This window comes from Staphylococcus sp. MSU001 (assembly GCF_052976705.1).
The window spans coordinates 1-18471 of the sequence record NZ_JBRIKK010000026.1; the positions used below are offsets into that span (position 1 = coordinate 1).

Below are 18471 nucleotides of genomic sequence, written 5' to 3' on the forward strand. Positions count from 1 at the left end.
ACATCAATGGCACGATATAAATAGCTTCATTTTCCTTTTATTTTGATGTACGTCTCATCAATACGCCATTTGTAATAAGCTTTTTGATGCTTTTTCTTCCAAATTTGATATAAAATTGGGCATATTTTTGAACCCAACGTTTCCTTAATATTTCAGATATATCACGATAACTCAATGCATATCTTAGATAGTAGCCAACGGCTACAGTGATAACATCCTTGTTAAATTGTTTATATCTGAAATAGTTCATACAGAAGACTCCTTTTTGTTAAAATTATACTATAAATTCAACTTTGCAACAGAACCAAAAAATTAAGTAATATTATTAAAAAAATTCGAAATTGATTCCTAAGATCTTTCTTTACTTTGCATTCCTCTACTAACCAGTGTTATAATCTAAATAACGAAAATGATTAACAATGAATGCACCAATCCCCACACTACTACAATAGTGTGGGGATTTTTTCGATGTTGGCTTATAAAGTCGCCTATTAATTATTTGTTGCATTTACTAAGCCAATAAGCATAATACGCAACAGCACAGCCACTGATGACTGGTGCTATGATGTAAACGAAAATGATTAGCAAAGTAATGCACCTCCTCTCTGCGTCTAAATTGACGCCTGAGAGATAGGCGACTTATATATTATATCATCTCCGAATATACGATAATAGGTGACTCCCGATAAGTCATCTTATGTATAACATTGGTAATTTATGCAAGTTACACAAGTGCAAATGAAACAAATATATAGAACAATAGCGAATGAAAGCAAATAGCAAATTTTCATATTTTTTCAAATCAATAATTATCAATATCTTGTGCCTTGTTTTTTAATAGTTAATTATTATGTAACAATAAACTACATAATCAATATATTTCTTAGATGTAGAAAATTGATGCTTAAGTGTTTTTAAGTTCCAGTTTTTAGTTTTTTTTATTAACCTCAAAGATAAAATGACTAGTCAAAAGATTAATTTAATAATACTATTTTTCTATCGACTCATGGTCATTCTGAAAACAATAAATTTAGAAGTTAAAGAAAACAAAATGTGATATAAAAAATTTTAGGTAAATGAAAATGACTCATGAAACAAAAAATGGGGACTAACAATTGAAAAAGAATGGGAAGAACTGATGGATGATACGAATCACTTTATTAATAAGTTATCAGTAAAAAAAGGAATAAAGTGAAACTAAAAAGACTAACAATAAACTCACCAATGAATGATATAATGGCTAACAAAACGTAGAACTCATTGTAAAAATACTTAACAAATCAATCTCACTTTTTTTCAAATAAGATCACTTATAAGTGATCTTATTTTTTTACTAAAAATATCAAAAAAACCGGACTCTATGTAGTCTATAGCTACCAAATTTTGGACTACATGTAGTCTATAAAAAAATGAAGCCCGTCATATCAACATCAAGTGGAGTCTATAGACGTTCAAAAGTGGTCTTGTAAGAATTGTAAAGAGTCTGTAATATTAATTGCTATAACGCAAATTAATATTACTTATCCAAAAGCCTATAAACCTTGATATATAGACTTTTATAAGGATTTATGCAAGATCAAATGAGCAAAGCGAATGGTAAGATAATCCTTCAGCTATGCTGAATACCACCCAAGGTGGTACTGGATTTCCTTATGCTCATTTATTAGACTCCAAAAACAGACTCCGCTTTTTGTAATAATTACGTCTAATAAATCTTAATTAATTCAAAATTTGAAAGAGTAACGATAATTTTGGATAATTAAAAGTAGCAAATATGTGAGATAAACGAACATAGAGGTGTATTAATCTAGAAATTTTATGATAGTAAACTTCAGATTAATATATAGATAATACGACGCAATAGGGAGTATTAGATATATATTTCAATTTAGAAAACTATCTTTTAAATTCTAAATTGAAATCCATGATTTTTGGATTTTTTAAGTCTATATACAAAAGAAAAAGACAAAAAAAGAGGAAGCTAAGTTTTAAATTTTATTACATTACCTTTATCTTTTTTATATTTAAAATGATATTATTGATTAAATGAACTTACAAAATTTGTTTTGCTTGTAACTTACTTATTTAATATTTTAAAATTCATTAATCCATAATACGAAAAAAATAGCAAAAATAAATATAAGTTATGAAACTAAAAAGTTTATTTTATATGGACTCCTTATAACATTTACCGAGTTTGACTTTTAATAGTTAATTCATTTAAGTACAATAATAATAAATCATCAAAACAAGATTGATTGATCTAAATTTCTAATTCACTTGAATTTTTAAACTGCACTTTATTATTAATTTCTTGATTAGTATTACAGTTAATAACACTATTTTTTAATTAAGTTCATCTATATTAAAAAACATTTTGCTAATAAAATTCAATTGTATTAGCAAAGTTTGATTCTGCAATGGGATATATTCTTTCATTAAACAATTATAAAAATTTCGCTATCGTTATTCATTTTATAACTTCCATTTTTTCAATAATAGATTCTCTTATTTCAATCAAAAGATAAATATTAAAACTAATTTTTACATTACATTTAACAAATAAAACACTATCTCCATTAACAAAAAGATTAGATTTTCTCAATTCTTTTAGTCCACCTTAATAGTCATAAAATTCTGTATGATTTTCTTCTGTGAACATTTCACTTACCAATAATACATTGGGAATATTTTGTAATAAAGGAATCTTTTCTTTATATTCATTTATTAAAGATAAATGATTGTTCACATAACACCTCTTTTTCTCCTCATAATCTACACCAAATAAATTGATTCTAATCATTATCCATCACTCCCTAATTAGTTTATTATTAAAAAAGCAACTCTTTTATTTATACGTTGCTTTCAAATCTTTAGATTCTTTAAAATTCATTACTGTTTGCTTAATATCTATATTACACAAATCCTTACATGATTGATGGGTTTCAAAATGGTTGGTTGTTTCAATCTTATATAACTGAGTACTTTTTAATAAATAACCACGCTATCTTCTTCAGCTAAAACATCAAACACTTTCCATATAGAATCTTTTCTTCATAATCACACCTCCTATAAGTTTAGTTTTCGTGTAACTGTGGTATAATTTAGTAGTGAAGGAGGAGTAATAGCTCCTCCATGAGATAATTATTCAATTATCTCGATAATAAGATGTATTGTTTCTCTTAGTAAGTTGAGCACACTTACTAAGAGTTTTTTATTCATCTTTTTCACGGCGCAACACCTCCTTCACTTATAATGTGCTATCCCCAACCATCCACCTTATTAGATTCAAGCATCACCTCCTTTCATTTTGTTATTTTCTAAATGGTTGTGTTAATAACCAATAATATACAGGTTTAATTTCTTTCAAATTGGTGAATGCCCATCTCGTTAAGCATTGATACAAAGTATGTTGTTTTATCTTCAGGCACTAAGTAAGTTTTAAGATGTATTTGTTTGTCTGAATCACAATGTTCGTTAAACTCATGGATAACTTGTTGTAAGTCTTCTACATTTAGCTGAGTGACTTTTACTTTAATTTTATTTGTGGCTGCTCGTCAGCCACAAATAAAAAATAAGGTATAGACAAATATCTACACCTTATTTGAAATATACAAATGTAATTAGTATGCTTATATATTTAATATCATGAAATTTACAAATTAAATGATAGCTGAATGAGCGATTATTGTATTAATAACATCCGTTCTTATACCTTCATTTAACTCATCTATCTTTTTATAGTTTCTAGCTTTAATATCTACTGACCTAATTGGGACGGAATCAATAATACCTGTTACATTACTATTTTTATTGCTAACAGGTATATCTGACGGAAAACGTTTGCTTCTATTCGTTATAGGTAATATCCATACAAAAGAAGAACGATGACTTACAAAGTCATTACTTACAATCACACATGGGTGATATTTTTGCTTTTCTTTCCCTCGTGTTCGATTTAAATCAACCACGATAACATCAAATTAATTTACCATATTTCTCGACCTACTGGTTCACCAAAATCAATCTCTTCTTCATCATAATATCCTCCATTAAGATAAAAATTATGAATTTCCTCTATGATTGATTTATCATTTTTAGTAAACTTGATTTCTCCATCTTTGACTTCAACATTTAAGTTATCCCCAATACTTAAGCCTGCTTCTTGTAAAATCGTTTTATTTAACGTAATTGCCTGACTATTACCATTTCTTACTACTTTAGAAATTATACTCATCACTTATCACTCCTATATAAAATTTATAGCACATGTTATTACATTGTTATAACATGTGCTACTTTATTTAGAATAGCATATCTTCTGAATCAAAGTTGTCTGACATATAGTGAATTGTATCTTTACCAGCTGAAACATTACCAAAAGGATCTTTCTTACTTTTATTCAGATTTAATTATTAATAAATTGTCTTTCAACTCACTAAAATCAATGTATTGTGATGAAATATATTTAAAAATAACTAATCTCTATTTGCTCATCTTCTTGCTCTTGAATACATTAATGTAAATTCGTTCAACTTCTTTTTCATCCTTTTGATTTAACCATTACATTAAATCAATAAGGGCAATCAGATTATGTCTTTTCATTCTAAATACCACCTATGATTTGTTTTGACCTGGTAGTTCATTATTTTGGTATTGTTCATAAATTTCTTTGTCTTGATGACGACACCATTCAACTAATAATTCTTCTATAAAATCCACTTGTTTTGTACGATGTTGGTGTACTAATTCATCGAATAAAACTTTTGCTTCCTTATTAATTTTAATTGTTGAATATTTTGGTTTTTTATCTTTAACATCTTTTTGATTACCAGCTAAAATTCCTATGATTTCTGTATATGGTATATTGGTCATTTATATTCATCTCCTAATTATTTATATTTTTTTGGTTATTTTACTTAGTTTCATCATATTACCATCTAGTCAATATGAATCACATTATATATTCTTTCCATTGTTTTAATCACTTTGGATGCTTTAACAAATAGTTCTTTTTGAGGTATCCTTGTGAGATAATCACTACGACGTTGAATAGCTTTTAAAAATTTACGATGACTAGCTGTATTCCTAGCAATTTTATTACCGATGGTATATAAATCGGCATTAATATATGATTTGTTAGAGATTGGTTCTACAAGTTAATCTTCTAATTTTTTAATCCATATTTCATACGAGTCGCAATCGTTCTTTCTTAATCTGATGAGTCTAATGGTGCTAATATAACATCGCTAATAGCAATTGCATTTTTTGTAAAAGTATCAAAATCATTATGGGTATCTATCAAAAGATAATCATATACACTAAGTTTTTCTAGATGATTGATTAACCACTTCATCAATATAAAGGTAGTTCCTTCTTCATTAGTTAAATTTTTAATTTTATCATTGAGATGTGGGTCTCCGACAACTAAATCTATATTTGGATGAATTGTATAATAATTAACATCTTTACTTCCATCATCATCTAATGTAAACCACTCACCAATATTGCCTTGATTTTCATATAAATCATAGAGATTTGTTGTAAGATATAAGCTATAATCTTCATCAATATTCAAAACTCTTTTATTTTGATCTATAGCTAAATAAGTCGTTAGATTTTTAGTAATAGTAGATTTATCAACACCACCTTTTTACTGATTTGCTGTTATAATTACTGATAAATATAATTCTTCAGACACACCCTCTCGCTTTCTTATCAATGTTAATATTAATAAATTTTTTGGGTTGTGTAAATTGTTACTGTTTATAGGCTTCTAATATTTTTTCTTAAAGCAAGATGCTGATTCTATAGCTCTTGTATATTCACTTGCAACGTTGTAAATACTGGATAATTGATTCATATACTGATAATAATCTTTCTCTACTTTTGTTACTGTTAAAAACTTTGATTAATATCATATATTTAATTTAAACATACACGCTCAATTAATCCACTTAAATTATTGCCTTTGGCAACAAAGCGACATCTTGCTTTACTACTATGCATTTTGTATACACTGTATATTAATATACAAATATGCTGTAATATAATTACATTGGACTATAAGCACAAAAGAAATGGAATTTAAAAAGATTAAGAGGGAAACTTAAATCATCTCATTTAAGCTAAAATAAAAATAAGAAACAGAGTATATTCAATGTATTTATGAAAAATGTTATTATAAATATATACAAAAAGAGAGTGACTACTGCTAATAATCACTCTCAAACAGGTAATAAAACGCCGGAAAACGTTTATTTAATAAATATCTATGTTTATATTATATATTGCATTACATATCAATGCAAGCGCCCAAACTATTAAATAAACGTAAATAATTGCAAACGTTTTATTGCCTCTTACCAATTACATTTCGGAAAGAGGTTTTTTAGTATGTCAGAACAAAGATTCAATATTAAACAGCAATATAGAGAGAAATTCTACCAATTACCAAAAGTGTTTTTTACTAATGATAAATATATGAAATTAAGTAATGACGCAAAAATTGCTTATGCTTTATTAAAAGATAGATTAGAATTATCTATTAAGAATAATTGGTTTGATGAAAGTGGCGATATATTTTTTATTTACACTAATGAAAAACTTAAAACCATATTAAATTGTCAAAATGCTAAATTAATAAAAATTAAAAATGAGTTAATAAAAGCTGATCTCTTAGAGCAAATAAGATGTGGGCAAGGTAAACCAAACAAATTATATTTGATGAATCCTGCAATTAATAAAAAAGATATTTACAAAATTAAAAAACAAGAAGAAACTGCGATAGAACACTGTCATGACAATGAAGTTCGAAAATCGAATTTCAAGAAATACGAAAATCAAACTTCTAGAAATTCGATTTTCGAACCTCTAGAAGTTCGAAAATCGAACACTAATGATACTGATTTTAGTAATACTGATTTTAATGATACTAATATTAGTGATACTACTACGAATAAAAAACAAAGTAGTGGTAGTAGTAGCGTAAATCAAAGGAACTGGATAAAAATTATCCAAAATGAACTCAGTATTGATATTAATTCAAAATATAAAAATCAATTATCAAAGCTTTTATCTGATTTTAATAATGATGTGATTTCTTATGCCATAGAATACACTTCAATACACGCTAAGAATTCCAAACCATTTTTAATGAAAATTTTACAGGAATGGAAAAATTCCAATATAAAAACAGTAGAACAAGCAAAGGAATTTAAAGTGAATAAAAATGTAACTAGCTTTTCTAGAGAGAAAACACCTCAATGGCTCACAGAAGAAAATAATCAAGAATATAAAAAAGAAAATGATAAGCAATTTGAAAAAGATCGTAAAGCTTTCATAGAAAAACTTAAAGAAGATTGGGGAGAATAGCTTTTTTAATTTTCTTATGAGAAGTAAACTAAAAAGGAGGAGTATAATGAAGGTTATTTTATCTTTTTTCAATTGCATTTAGTGTATGTGAGAATTTAATTTCTTCTTTCATTTTTAGTATTAATAACACTATTTGTCTTTATACCACAAAAGATTAAAAACAAATAGTAGAATCATTGCATTATTATTTCTTATAATATTTTGATTATTTTAAACGTGACTTACTTATTCGTTAAGACATCTAAGATTTATAAAAATAAATTTTGATTTTAGAAAGGTGGACAATTTTGTTTGGTATTGAAAAATATTTCAATAAACAGTAGGGAAAGAAGTATAATTTAAATCAATCATGTTATTTATAGAGGAATAGTAATATGCAATTTGATTAATTTGATAAATTTTATCGTGTGTCATATATATATTTAATATTTTTTTATTCTTTATTCCTATTTATCAGTTATTTGAAACTTATTAGCTGTTGCCAATGCAATATATTTACTAATAACCAATCGTAAAAATTATCAAAAATATTGTCTTTTTAAAGGTTAATTTTTAACCCATGTCTGTTATCATAATATTTAGGTCCTATTTTCTTTTTCATATAATACTTCACGAAAATGAGAATAAAAAGCTACTAGCTATTTTTTAGTTGGTAGTTTTTTACTTATTTTGAATCTTGATAAACATTTTAAAGATTTGAGAGTAAATCATATAGTTTCACATTAAAAACTTATATTGGCTCTTAAAACATAAATATAAACCAAACATGTATATGAATTACTATTAAAATTAACACAAATTCAAAATAGTTCTGTACTTATAACATAATTAAGCGTATAGTTAATCTAACGTAATCAAAGATCGTGAATTAAATTGTAGTGTATTTATTCGAATATCCTCTTTTTTAGTTATGAATTTGTTACAAATATTATGTGCAAAAGCACGTGGAGGTATTCTATATGAATAACGGTACAGTAAAATGGTTTAACGCAGACAAAGGTTTTGGCTTCATCGAAAGAGATAATGGTAATGACGTTTTCGTTCATTACTCTGGGATTGCTGGAGAAGGCTATAAATCTTTAGAAGAAGGTCAAAATGTTAATTTCGATATCGTTGAAAGTCAACGTGGTGAACAAGCGACAAACGTTGTAGTAATGTAACAAAAATAAAGGCACTTAACCTCAAAAGGTTAAGTGCCTTTATTCTTGTTAGCTCGTTAACACCTTAATTTGAAAAAAAGTAAAACGTTAAATATATTTCAAAAATTACTTTAAATATAACACATGTTTAAAAAAACTCAAACTCTTTTTAAAACCTATAATTTTTGATAATATACAATATATAAAGTATAACCTTATATTGAAATAATCCTACATTTATTTGTATGATGTCTCAATTTTCATTGCACAAATTACACTTATTGAAAAAGACGGATTTATTCCGTCTTTTTTTTAATTTATGATTAAAATTGTTCATTTGTGTTATTGTAAAGGTAGGTAGTAGGCAAATCCTTATTCTATTTTTAAGATTGTTAAATCTGTCTTGTAAACAAAAAGGTAGAGTCAAAGATTCTATCTTTTCCTATGGACTGATAAGAAAAAAATTCTCTGCATAGACGTGGTATAATAGAACAAAATCAGTATATTAAAGATATGCTTTATGCTAACCGTTTTCCATTTGCTTTGATTCATGGGTTTTCATATATTAATTAGAGCATTGTAACTCAATATACATTCTTTTAATTCCGCTTATGCTATCTAGTTACTAAAACTAGATAGCAACTTTTGTTTTATATTGATAAATTTAATAGGCTTTGTAAGCTTTGTATACTGGATCTTATTTTTATATTTTATTGTTTCAGCATAACTTTGCTTACCTGTCGCATTTTTTGCCTAGCTGTCATAATCATTGGAATATCTGATACATAGCCATCTGAAATTTGTGCAGCAAATGTATGGCCTCATTCATGTACAAGGACAGGAAAGAAAATGACACATACTTATCGTTTTAAATATCTCAACATGACGTAGGCGATAAAACATCACGAACACAACCGGTTAATTAGATAATACCAACACGTGCCCAACCGTTTATGCTTGATTGTCTGATTGCGAGGTTTTCATACATATATATGAAAAAAGCTATCTATAAATTCATTCATCAAAGCATCCTTTCGTTAATTTACCTTCTAATTTCAACTTTGTGTAATACACTTCTACTGCTTCTGTAGTAATTTCAATGAAATTTTCATCAGGAAAAAACTTGATTTTCTTTAACTTTTCATAAGTTTCTGGACTCAAACAGACATTTTTATATTTGTTTTCCAACCTGAATCAGTTCTCAATTTATATAGAAAAATTTATAAATGAATATAAATACTCTAAAATTAAATCAAACAATAATGATTAATAGTATTGTTCATATATTAAAAATTCAAATGATGAACCATAGATAAATGACTTGTACATAAAACGAGTGTTTTTGTTACACTTTCATTGTTATTACATTAAAGAAATAGTTTCTACTTTATTCACCTTATCAAATAAAACATTAAGTGTATTATTTATTATCAATATTTCTCTTTCCTCTACATCAATTTTAATATTAATAAACTCTTTACGTTCTATAAATTCTTCCTGGTTATATACTTCTAAATATGGTTTCCAAACAACAAGGTGCTGTTTCTATAGCTTTTGCATATTCACTTGCAACATTGTAAATACTAGATAACTGATTCATATACTGATAATAATTCTTTTATGCCTTCGTTATTGTCGAAAAAGTTTGTTCAATATCATGTATTTGATTTAAATATACATGTTCAATTAATTCATTTAATTTTTTCCTTGGACAATAACATGACCACTTTGCTTTTCCACAATATAGTGTGTCATAGCAAACAATCCTTTCTGTTTACATTATAAATATATATATAGTTAATTGATATTATTTGTTTTCCTAATATCTTCATTGAATAACTGATTTCTTTCAGTTAATCCGTTCGATATAATTTTCACGCCGAACATTTTCTCTATCTTGATCCATTATAAACGGCTCCTATTGATTAATAAGCATTTATAAAATAAAATATAGAGAGATGTTTTTTATAAATTCTCCAAAGTCGTAGTGTCTGCCAAGATTCGCTACGGCTTTTTTATATGCTCTTTATTAGTTCATTTAAAAATTCTGAAGATGATGAATAACCATTTTCATTCGCTAACGTTGCAATTTTTTTTCTTACTGATGGTTCTAAGGTAAATTGATATCGAGCTTTTTTTTCTTTAGTATTCTTTTTTAATATACTTAACTTGTTATTATTTAAATCTGGCGATTTCGCCTCTTCTAGTGCGCTATTCATATCTTTTGCTTTCTTATCTTTATTAAATGCCATAATTAACCTCCTACAATATATGTTAGTCATGATTATTTTACTTACTAGTATAGTGATAATACTACACATAAAAATGCACATCTTCGTGTGTATTAAAGTGTGTATGTGATTGTTATAAAATCAAAAACTATATATTTCTCATTACCTCACAGCTGTCTTTAAAATTTTCAAAAAATGTTTTATTTTTTTGAAATATTTTTTTATCTTTAGAAAATTCAACAATAGGAGTTTTATCCAAAACACTCTTTGTAATCAATTCTTTATCGGGGAAATATGTTATATATTCACTCTTTTTATTCATTTCATTAATAAACTCATTAGACGATTTTGTGTTATGTTTTACCATATTTCCAACATAATATAAATTTGCTGTAACATAACTTTCTCTCGTTTTAAAATCGATAAGGTCATTCTTTAATTTATTAATTCTATATTCAATGTTTGAATTAGAATCATCACTAAATCCACTAGGTTTATTAGGCGATATAACTTTATGACTGACAACTATTGCATTTCTTGTTGATGTACTAAAATCAGGGTGTGTATCTATGATAATATAATCATATTTTTCAATATTGTATTTCTCATAATTATCATCTAACCACATATATAATTGCATATCTTTTCCATCTGTTGTACTCATAATTTTTTCATACTCATCTAAGCGTAGGAATCCACTTATCAAATCAATATTTTCTTTAATTTCATGTATTTTAACTTCCTCATTTATTCCCAGTGCTTCTATTTTATTAAAAACTGATAATACTGTGTTTTTTTGTTCATATACATTTAATATCTGAGATAAATTACATTGATGATCCATATCAATAAGAAGTACCTTTTTGTTGATAGAAGCTAAATATTCAGCAAAATTATATGATAATGTTGTTTTACCAACGCCACCTTTTATAGCAGCAAAAGTAATAATTTCCATTTGTTTCCACCTCCAACTAAACTATAACAAAAATACACATATCTATCAACATTAATATACACATATATATCATTATCTATATACACACTAAAATAAGTATATTAATGCACATATGCTTAAACATACACATACGCATAAACATCAGCATATTATACAATAAATAGCAACTATGGAACTAGTTACTCAAGAACATGGTGATAAAACGATTACAATTGTTCTTTTGTGGTATTATAAAAGTAGATAGTAAGGGGAATCGTTATTCTATTATTATCAGAACTTAAAATTGTAGCAATTTTAAGATTGTTAAATCTTTCTTGTAAAAGAAAAGGTAGCGTCAACGATTCTACCTTTTCTTTTTACTCTCAATTGACATGGTCAAACTTATAAATATATGTTATGTTGAAATTAGGCTAATGAAGAACATTTTCACTCCTTTTAATAGAACTCAGATAACAATCCAACGAACTCCTTTCAGTATTATTAATAGGTAGAGTTACGTTTTCTACTATTTCTACTGACTTTTAATAAAAAATCTCTGCATATACATGTGTTATAATATACTGATATGGAGGAATAAAAATCAGTATATTAAAGACATGCTTATGCTAGCCGTTCTCCATTTGCTTTAATTCATGTGTTATATATATGATTAAAGATGTTAATTGGGCATCGCTACTCAATATACATTCTTTTAATTCCCCTATGCTATCTAGTTATTAAAACTAGATAGCATTTTTTGATTCTGAAAGTATAAAATCAAGCTAGATATATCAACGATTGCATAGACACAATCAATCTTATATAATTTTTAGTAGCTCTTGTATATTTTATTGTTTCAACACAAAAGTTGAAACCTCAGTCTACTAACTTTTGAGCTCTGACGTTATCTAGTACACCAAGCTAGATAACGTTTTTTTATAAATTTAATTATGTGTTAGGGGAGAGAATAATGATGAACGACGAAGCATTAAAAACCTATTTTGATGAACATTATCCCTCTCAAGATGTGAAGCAATTTTTAAAAGATTTAGGTGTTTCAAACCAACATATTCAATCCATTGAGGTACAAAAGATCAAAGCATATCCATTGCCTAGAAATGTATTTGATGACTTAGGAGAATGTAAGGACATGATTATTCCAACATCTCAAATCATTGGCAGTGGATTATTTGGCAATATTGGTCATGAATGGCTAGATTTAGCACGATATGCTCTATGTGATGATTTTCACAGTCAATCAATAAATTTGATTCCCAAAAGATTGAGAGCATGTTTCAGTTGGCTTTATGAATTAGGATGGGAGGAATGGAATAAGACATATCAAACAGATACTATTGGAAAACTATATTTCAGTTCTCTTGAAACAGAGGATCGAAAGTCCGTTCAATATATGCATGAAGGTGGCATAGGCGGAGGACGACATCGGTTTTTTGCAGCTAAGTTGGGTGGTGTGACACATATTCGAGCAGCACATGTTCAGCAATATCGTCTTAATTCTGAAAAAGTAGCTTATTATCAAGCATATCAACAGTTAGAACAACAAATTCGAGATATAGTTGATCAATCTCAAATTTTACATAAAAAATCTGAAAAGGATGAAGATAACAAAGATTGTTATAAAGTAACATTGATTCATTCTGACAGTTATTATAACCATGATTTGGGGAATCTTTTTGTCGATGATGATGACATCAAAGAGCTCAAAGATTTTAAGCAATATACTCATACGCTAGAAGCAATACTAGATACACTGACAATGATTGAGAACTTATCTTATCAAGTACAACACAGTTGGTATCGTTGGCTCCCCCAATGGTATATCAAAAAAAAATGTATTGTAGCACCACCGAACAAGTGGCAAGCTCATAGTGATGACTTTCTCATGAAAACTAAAGCATTTAAGGAATTTATCAAATGGCATCAGTTATATGACTATAAGCGTCAACAGGCAGTTTAGAGTAATCTCAAAAATCGAACGTATATGAGTGCGTTAGTAATCTTGAGCTTTATATTAAATTTGGTATTATATATGATTAATTTTGTAAGCAATTTGGAATGATGGTGGCTAATCTGAGTATGAGGAGCGTGATGCCTATGGCTGTATCAATTAAATCTTTAGAAAGGAGACGCCTTTTGATTGATATAAGTACCATTTTGCAATTTGGAATTTTTCTTATTGCGTTGATTGGTCTTATCATCGTGCTTATTAAATTAAGCCAAAAAAATAACCATCCCAACTTTTGACGAGTAGGAAGAATGGTTATTAAACATTTTCTGAAAAGGCACCGTCTTTTTAATGGGTTTACAGGGTACAAGTGTTGGTAGCACTTGTACTTTTCTTATTTCAATTATAGTATATCCTGTTCTATCTTATTTGTAAATTCATCAGTTTTTATCTTAGATTGGACTGTTTATAACAAAATATAATTGTGAAATACATGAAACACGATGAACAGACTTATGACGAGCCATCACAGATGTTGAGGGATGTGTGTTAACTGGATTCGTCCCAGCCTTGTTTTGATCGACTAAATGTCATTTGAGTGGTTATAATCGTACTTTGTATAGTTTCACCGAGTAACAAACCTAAAAACACACTATAAGCCCAATGAATACTGTTTAATACAAATGGACTTGTTTTAACAAATATCGCATAGCTAATGTAAATAAGACCTATGAGCAATATTAACGGAATCCACTTTTGTTTCGTATGTGTGAAGTGAAAAATCACAAAGAACAAGCATATACCGACATCGACGAAAGACAATTGATGTTGGACGAAGTAGAAATCGAGATAAAACATAAGTGATGCAGCAATATAACCAGCAAAGACAATAATCATAAAACTTATTTTATGTTTAGCTATTGTTTCAGCATAGCCTTGCTTACCTGTCGCATTTTGTTGCCTAGATGTCATAATCATTCGAATATCTGTTACATAGCCACCTGAAATTTGTGCAGCAAATGCATGCCCTCATTCATGTACAAGGACAGGAAAGAAACTGATGTATATACTTATCGTTTTAAGTATCGCAACATGACGTAAACGATGAAATACCATGGAAACCACCGGTTTACTAAATAATACCAACGTTTGCCCAAGCGTTCATGCTTGCTTGTCTAAATGTGAGTTTTTTAGCTGTGCCTGTCGCATAAGCAAAAATATTTTTAATGTTTTTACCTTCGCCTCTGTGGTATTTTCTTAATGCTTTAACAAGTGAATTGAATGTGTTATCTACAATGTCTGTATGGTCAGCGTCGTTAATATTGGCATATTTCGTTGTTTGTTTCGTAATTGCAGTGTAAATATATTTAATTTGAGCATCACTAAAGAAAGCCTTGTATGATTTATAAACATCCAGAGGGACATCTTTAGGGCAAGCTCTAAAGTTTTTAATGTTTTCAGTTCTTTTTAATTTGATTTGTTTGTGAATAAATTTGTTACTTACAAAAGAACTTAATAGTTTTATAAAGGATATAGTTTCTTTTTTTGCTTTGACGAATGCCATCGCTTGCTGTGACTGGCTTTGATTACGTTTTTTAGCGTTCTTACGATGGCTCATTTGCGATAGCTCATTTTGAATTTTTTGGTATACGTCGATAGGGTTAATTGCGTAAGTATTCGCCCCTTTGCCCCCTTGTTTCATACGAAACGTATTGATAATCGTGATGAAACCATTATCTTTTAAATACTTAATATGACGCTTAACTGTAGCGACTGATTTTTTAAGTTGATTAGCCATAGTTTTGATTTTGATATGAGAAACACCGATGACTTTACAACTATATTGTTTGAGTAGATTAAGTGTTTCGAAATGCGTTTTACTGATTTTAGTGTTATATTGTCTGACTGTGTTATCCATCGCTTGGATAGATTCGAAAGTCGTATATTCTTCTAGATTGATCAATTGATGTGTCATAATATCTTCTCCTTTGGAGAACAAAAAAGAGCGTAAGCCGATAAATCTTGTAACGGCTTACACTCTTTTTTGATGGTATCATCAATTGTTGATGTCCTTCAATTCTATTTTAATTTGAACCTTTTATATTGCTAAAATGTGATTCATTTAGTAATATAAGGGTAACAGATTAATAAGAGAGAGGACACCTTAAAATGCTTGCCGATAGTTGGGTATCGGTCTAGCGATTATAGATTGTTGGTCGCAATCTATAATACTAGGTGTTCTTTTTCGTTCTGTTTATTTTAATTATATTTTAGCACTCATGTTATAGAATTCAAAACATTTATATAATGTGTTGGAACATGACCTCTTATACGTTGACGTATCTAGAGGTTTTTTTATGTGTTATGATAATTTTTTCTATAATAGGTTGCAATTTAACACGATTAGATTTTAAGTGTCTCGTAAAAGAAAACATAAAAGGGTGGTTGGCAAGCAACCACTTAGAAGCCATCGTGAAAGATGTTGAGAATGTGAAATTGCGAGGTTTTCACACATATATAGAATTGCTAAAAGTGCTCTCTTTCTTTAATTTACCCTTAGATTTTAGTTTTTATAATATATAACATGTTCTTCGTGTTGAATATCTGATTCTTGTATAGCAACATATTTATTATTAGGTTAATTAAACTTCACGTCTTTTATCTTATCAATAATTTCCTTAATCTTTATTTTTCATATCTTTTAAAACCTTTAAAATTGGCGTCGTTATCAATGTTAAAATAAAAGATGATTCCAAGATTAGATAGATGTTCTTTCCTTCAAAAAATATTAAATTAACCGCGTACCCCAAAATAAAAAATAAAGTAAAAACACATATATAAACAACAACGACTTTCAAACCAAGCGCTCCTTTGTTAAAAATTACTTTTAGATGTTTTAACTCTTTCATTAAAAAAGTTTTGCTTTAATTTTTTACCGACAGTTCATCAAATCAAAATAAAAAATAAAATAACAAAAGCGATGAGAACAAGATCAAAACATATATTTTTTGTGTTCTTCGTTTTACAATCTGGGACGCTATTAATCAATAATCCTATTATTAATAAAATCTCACTTGCAAAGTATATGTGTTTTAAAAAAGAAAGGTTGGTTAACGGTGTACTTTTCATTAGAGAATAAGTAACTATACAAATAAAAGCTATGCCCATTACAATATTGCCTATTCTATAATATTTTTCATAGTGTTCTGTTTCTTTGAATAGCAATGAAATTCCTCCTCAAACATTAAAATAATGTTATTCAAAAATGTTTTTAAAGATACGAATAAAAAATAAATAGCTCAAACAACCAATCTACTAATAATATCTGTAATAACTTCAAACGTTAAATCATGAAATAAGTTTTTCTTTCTTTGCTTAAGATATATTATCCAAATTTTAATGAGTTTGTCCTGCTCATCACTGATTTTTTATGAATTTAATTTTCATTGTACCATGGAAATAAATCATGTTTGTTTTAATTTTATAGCGCTTTTTTGTATAATGCCTAACTAGTAGTTAAGTATAGAAGGGTGAGCAGTTATGAAAGCGCCTTGGTTTATCATTCGAGAACATATTTCTAATATTTATCTAATTAAGAGGCTCGCAGAATTTCAAATGAAAATCTCAAATAAAAATAACTATTTGGGCATTATTTGGGAAGTACTTAACCCATTTATACAAATACTCATGTATTGGTTTATATTTGGTTTAGGTTTTAGAAGCAATAGAAGCATTGAAGGTACACCTTTTATTTTTTGGTTAATTGTAGGTATTAGCATGTGGTTTTTTATTAATCAGGGAATTTTAGAAGGGACTAAATCCATTACTTCGAAATATAAACAAGTGGCGAAAATGAATTTTCCGTTATCAATATTGCCAAGTTATTTGGTTGTGAGTAAATTTTATAGTCATATCATTTTACTAATTATTGTTACAACCATATGTTGGGTAGGTGGCTTTGCACCATCTATTTATACAGTACAATTAATTTTAATTGTACCTTATACGTTATTATTAACTATGGCAATCGTATTATTAACATCTACGTTAGGTGCTATTATTCAAGATATACAAATGATTATTCAATCTGGAATGAGAATGGTATTCTTCGTGTCTTCAATTTTATATTTGCCGACGAATCCTGTTGTTTTAAATGTCATTAAATTAAATCCTATATATTTCATCGTTGAGGGGTATCGATCGGCTATTTTGTATCATCAATGGTTCTTCATAACGCATTGGCAGTTAGTTGTATATAATGTGTTGTTTTTAATAATTACTTTTATTATTGGTTCTGTTTTACATGTGAAATACCGTGATCATTTTGCGGATTATGTTTGATTTATACAAGGACTCAAAGGAGGTTTATCATTGACTGAATTATTATCAATCATCGGTTATTTTATAAGTGCTATCGTAACAAGCCTTTTAGGTAAAAATAAGGAAAAGAAAAATCATAAAGGAGATGAGTAGATGCATTTAATTGTAGCTACTATAGTTGGTGCATTACTTGGATTATACTTCTATAAAAGAAAATCACCTTTGACAGTAAAAGAGTGGTTTTTAGGTCTTTTTATTATATTAGTAGCTGTGGTTATTACAGATGGAATCATCCACATAGATGCTATTATAGAAGGTTTTCAAAAAGGTTTTAACAATCCCAACAGTGTTTGATAAAGAATTGAATGATTCCTAGCCTTGATGTTTATATCTAATTCATTTACAATAATCTTAGTCCTAAAAGATAACTAGTGACAACACTCGTTTAATTTTGAAAAATCATTACCTCTTTCTTAACATAGAATGAGGTAATGATTTCTTTTTTGT

Annotated in this window: 14 protein-coding genes and 3 pseudogenes; 6 read left to right on the plus strand and 11 right to left on the minus strand. The window is 27.9% G+C overall.

What is annotated here, in order from left to right:
- Positions 1-29 precede the first annotated feature (29 nt).
- The 7 genes and pseudogenes from ACVBFA_RS10615 to ACVBFA_RS10645 all read right to left on the minus strand — a co-directional run.
- Positions 30-250: pseudogene (locus tag ACVBFA_RS10615) on the minus strand (IS6 family transposase); the annotation flags it as partial.
- Between the two features lie 245 nt (positions 251-495).
- Positions 496-588 (minus strand): type I toxin-antitoxin system Fst family toxin, encoded by a 93-nt coding sequence (locus ACVBFA_RS10620; RefSeq protein WP_126122322.1) that lies wholly within the window; start codon positions 586-588, stop codon positions 496-498.
- A gap of 2032 nt (positions 589-2620) precedes the next feature.
- Entirely contained in the window at positions 2621-2803 is a 183-nt protein-coding gene (locus tag ACVBFA_RS10625) for a hypothetical protein (protein WP_046133282.1), read from the minus strand.
- Between the two features lie 859 nt (positions 2804-3662).
- Positions 3663-3971, minus strand: coding sequence for a type II toxin-antitoxin system PemK/MazF family toxin (locus ACVBFA_RS10630; protein WP_447158838.1), 309 nt, complete (start codon positions 3969-3971; stop codon positions 3663-3665).
- 17 nt (positions 3972-3988) lie between these two features.
- Positions 3989-4237, minus strand: a complete 249-nt coding sequence (locus tag ACVBFA_RS10635; protein ID WP_198667783.1) for an AbrB/MazE/SpoVT family DNA-binding domain-containing protein — start codon at positions 4235-4237, stop codon at positions 3989-3991.
- A gap of 380 nt (positions 4238-4617) precedes the next feature.
- Complete coding sequence (locus tag ACVBFA_RS10640) at positions 4618-4875, minus strand: hypothetical protein (RefSeq protein ID WP_126122323.1); 258 nt, start codon at positions 4873-4875, stop codon at positions 4618-4620.
- Between the two features lie 337 nt (positions 4876-5212).
- Positions 5213-5641 (minus strand): annotated as a pseudogene (locus ACVBFA_RS10645) (ParA family protein); the annotation flags it as partial.
- Between the two features lie 755 nt (positions 5642-6396).
- Between ACVBFA_RS10645 and ACVBFA_RS10650 the strand changes: the two are divergent.
- Positions 6397-7374 carry a replication initiator protein A gene (locus tag ACVBFA_RS10650; RefSeq protein WP_126123610.1) on the plus strand — a complete coding sequence of 326 codons (978 nt, stop codon included), beginning with the start codon at positions 6397-6399 and terminating at the stop codon, positions 7372-7374.
- A gap of 959 nt (positions 7375-8333) precedes the next feature.
- A complete protein-coding gene (locus tag ACVBFA_RS10655) occupies positions 8334-8534 on the plus strand; it encodes a cold-shock protein (protein WP_126122324.1) in 201 nt (66 codons plus the stop codon).
- A 1994-nt stretch (positions 8535-10528) separates the two neighbouring features.
- Here ACVBFA_RS10655 and ACVBFA_RS10660 read toward each other — a convergent pair.
- Positions 10529-10765, minus strand: a complete 237-nt coding sequence (locus ACVBFA_RS10660) for a CopG family transcriptional regulator (RefSeq protein WP_126122325.1) — start codon at positions 10763-10765, stop codon at positions 10529-10531.
- Positions 10766-10892: 127 nt separating this feature from the next.
- The gene (locus ACVBFA_RS10665) at positions 10893-11699 is read right to left on the minus strand and encodes a ParA family protein (RefSeq protein WP_115358589.1); all 807 of its coding nucleotides are present in this window, start codon (positions 11697-11699) and stop codon (positions 10893-10895) included.
- Between the two features lie 949 nt (positions 11700-12648).
- Between ACVBFA_RS10665 and ACVBFA_RS10670 the strand changes: the two genes are divergently transcribed.
- Positions 12649-13656 (plus strand): hypothetical protein, encoded by a 1008-nt coding sequence (locus ACVBFA_RS10670; protein ID WP_447158839.1) that lies wholly within the window; start codon positions 12649-12651, stop codon positions 13654-13656.
- Between the two features lie 137 nt (positions 13657-13793).
- Positions 13794-13943: a type I toxin-antitoxin system toxin PepG1 gene (gene pepG1, locus ACVBFA_RS10675; protein WP_221843843.1), complete on the plus strand. Its 150-nt coding sequence runs from the start codon at positions 13794-13796 to the stop codon at positions 13941-13943.
- 250 nt (positions 13944-14193) lie between these two features.
- On the opposite strand, the pseudogene ACVBFA_RS10680 reads toward pepG1, so the two are convergent.
- Together ACVBFA_RS10680 and ACVBFA_RS10685 are read right to left on the minus strand one after the other, a co-directional pair.
- Positions 14194-14661, minus strand: a pseudogene (locus ACVBFA_RS10680) (M50 family metallopeptidase); the annotation flags it as partial.
- Between the two features lie 115 nt (positions 14662-14776).
- Positions 14777-15619 carry a replication/maintenance protein RepL gene (locus tag ACVBFA_RS10685; RefSeq protein WP_447158840.1) on the minus strand — a complete coding sequence of 281 codons (843 nt, stop codon included), beginning with the start codon at positions 15617-15619 and terminating at the stop codon, positions 14777-14779.
- 1565 nt (positions 15620-17184) lie between these two features.
- On the opposite strand from ACVBFA_RS10685, the gene ACVBFA_RS10690 reads away from it, so the two are divergent.
- A complete protein-coding gene (locus tag ACVBFA_RS10690; protein WP_126122331.1) occupies positions 17185-17985 on the plus strand; it encodes an ABC transporter permease in 801 nt (266 codons plus the stop codon).
- A 132-nt stretch (positions 17986-18117) separates the two neighbouring features.
- Positions 18118-18318: a hypothetical protein gene (locus ACVBFA_RS10695; protein ID WP_447158841.1), complete on the plus strand. Its 201-nt coding sequence runs from the start codon at positions 18118-18120 to the stop codon at positions 18316-18318.
- Positions 18319-18471: the final 153 nt, after the last annotated feature.

Coding starts and splice junctions, on each gene's coding strand:
- ACVBFA_RS10625 (WP_046133282.1), bottom strand. CDS start 2,803: ATGATTAGAATCAATTTATTTGGTGTAGATTATGAGGAGAAAAAGAGG.
- ACVBFA_RS10635 (WP_198667783.1), bottom strand. CDS start 4,237: ATGAGTATAATTTCTAAAGTAGTAAGAAATGGTAATAGTCAGGCAATT.
- ACVBFA_RS10640 (WP_126122323.1), bottom strand. CDS start 4,875: ATGACCAATATACCATATACAGAAATCATAGGAATTTTAGCTGGTAAT.
- ACVBFA_RS10650 (WP_126123610.1), top strand. CDS start 6,397: ATGTCAGAACAAAGATTCAATATTAAACAGCAATATAGAGAGAAATTC.
- ACVBFA_RS10655 (WP_126122324.1), top strand. CDS start 8,334: ATGAATAACGGTACAGTAAAATGGTTTAACGCAGACAAAGGTTTTGGC.
- ACVBFA_RS10660 (WP_126122325.1), bottom strand. CDS start 10,765: ATGGCATTTAATAAAGATAAGAAAGCAAAAGATATGAATAGCGCACTA.
- ACVBFA_RS10665 (WP_115358589.1), bottom strand. CDS start 11,699: ATGGAAATTATTACTTTTGCTGCTATAAAAGGTGGCGTTGGTAAAACA.
- ACVBFA_RS10670 (WP_447158839.1), top strand. CDS start 12,649: ATGATGAACGACGAAGCATTAAAAACCTATTTTGATGAACATTATCCC.
- pepG1 (WP_221843843.1), top strand. CDS start 13,794: ATGGCTGTATCAATTAAATCTTTAGAAAGGAGACGCCTTTTGATTGAT.
- ACVBFA_RS10685 (WP_447158840.1), bottom strand. CDS start 15,619: ATGACACATCAATTGATCAATCTAGAAGAATATACGACTTTCGAATCT.
- ACVBFA_RS10690 (WP_126122331.1), top strand. CDS start 17,185: ATGAAAGCGCCTTGGTTTATCATTCGAGAACATATTTCTAATATTTAT.
- ACVBFA_RS10695 (WP_447158841.1), top strand. CDS start 18,118: ATGCATTTAATTGTAGCTACTATAGTTGGTGCATTACTTGGATTATAC.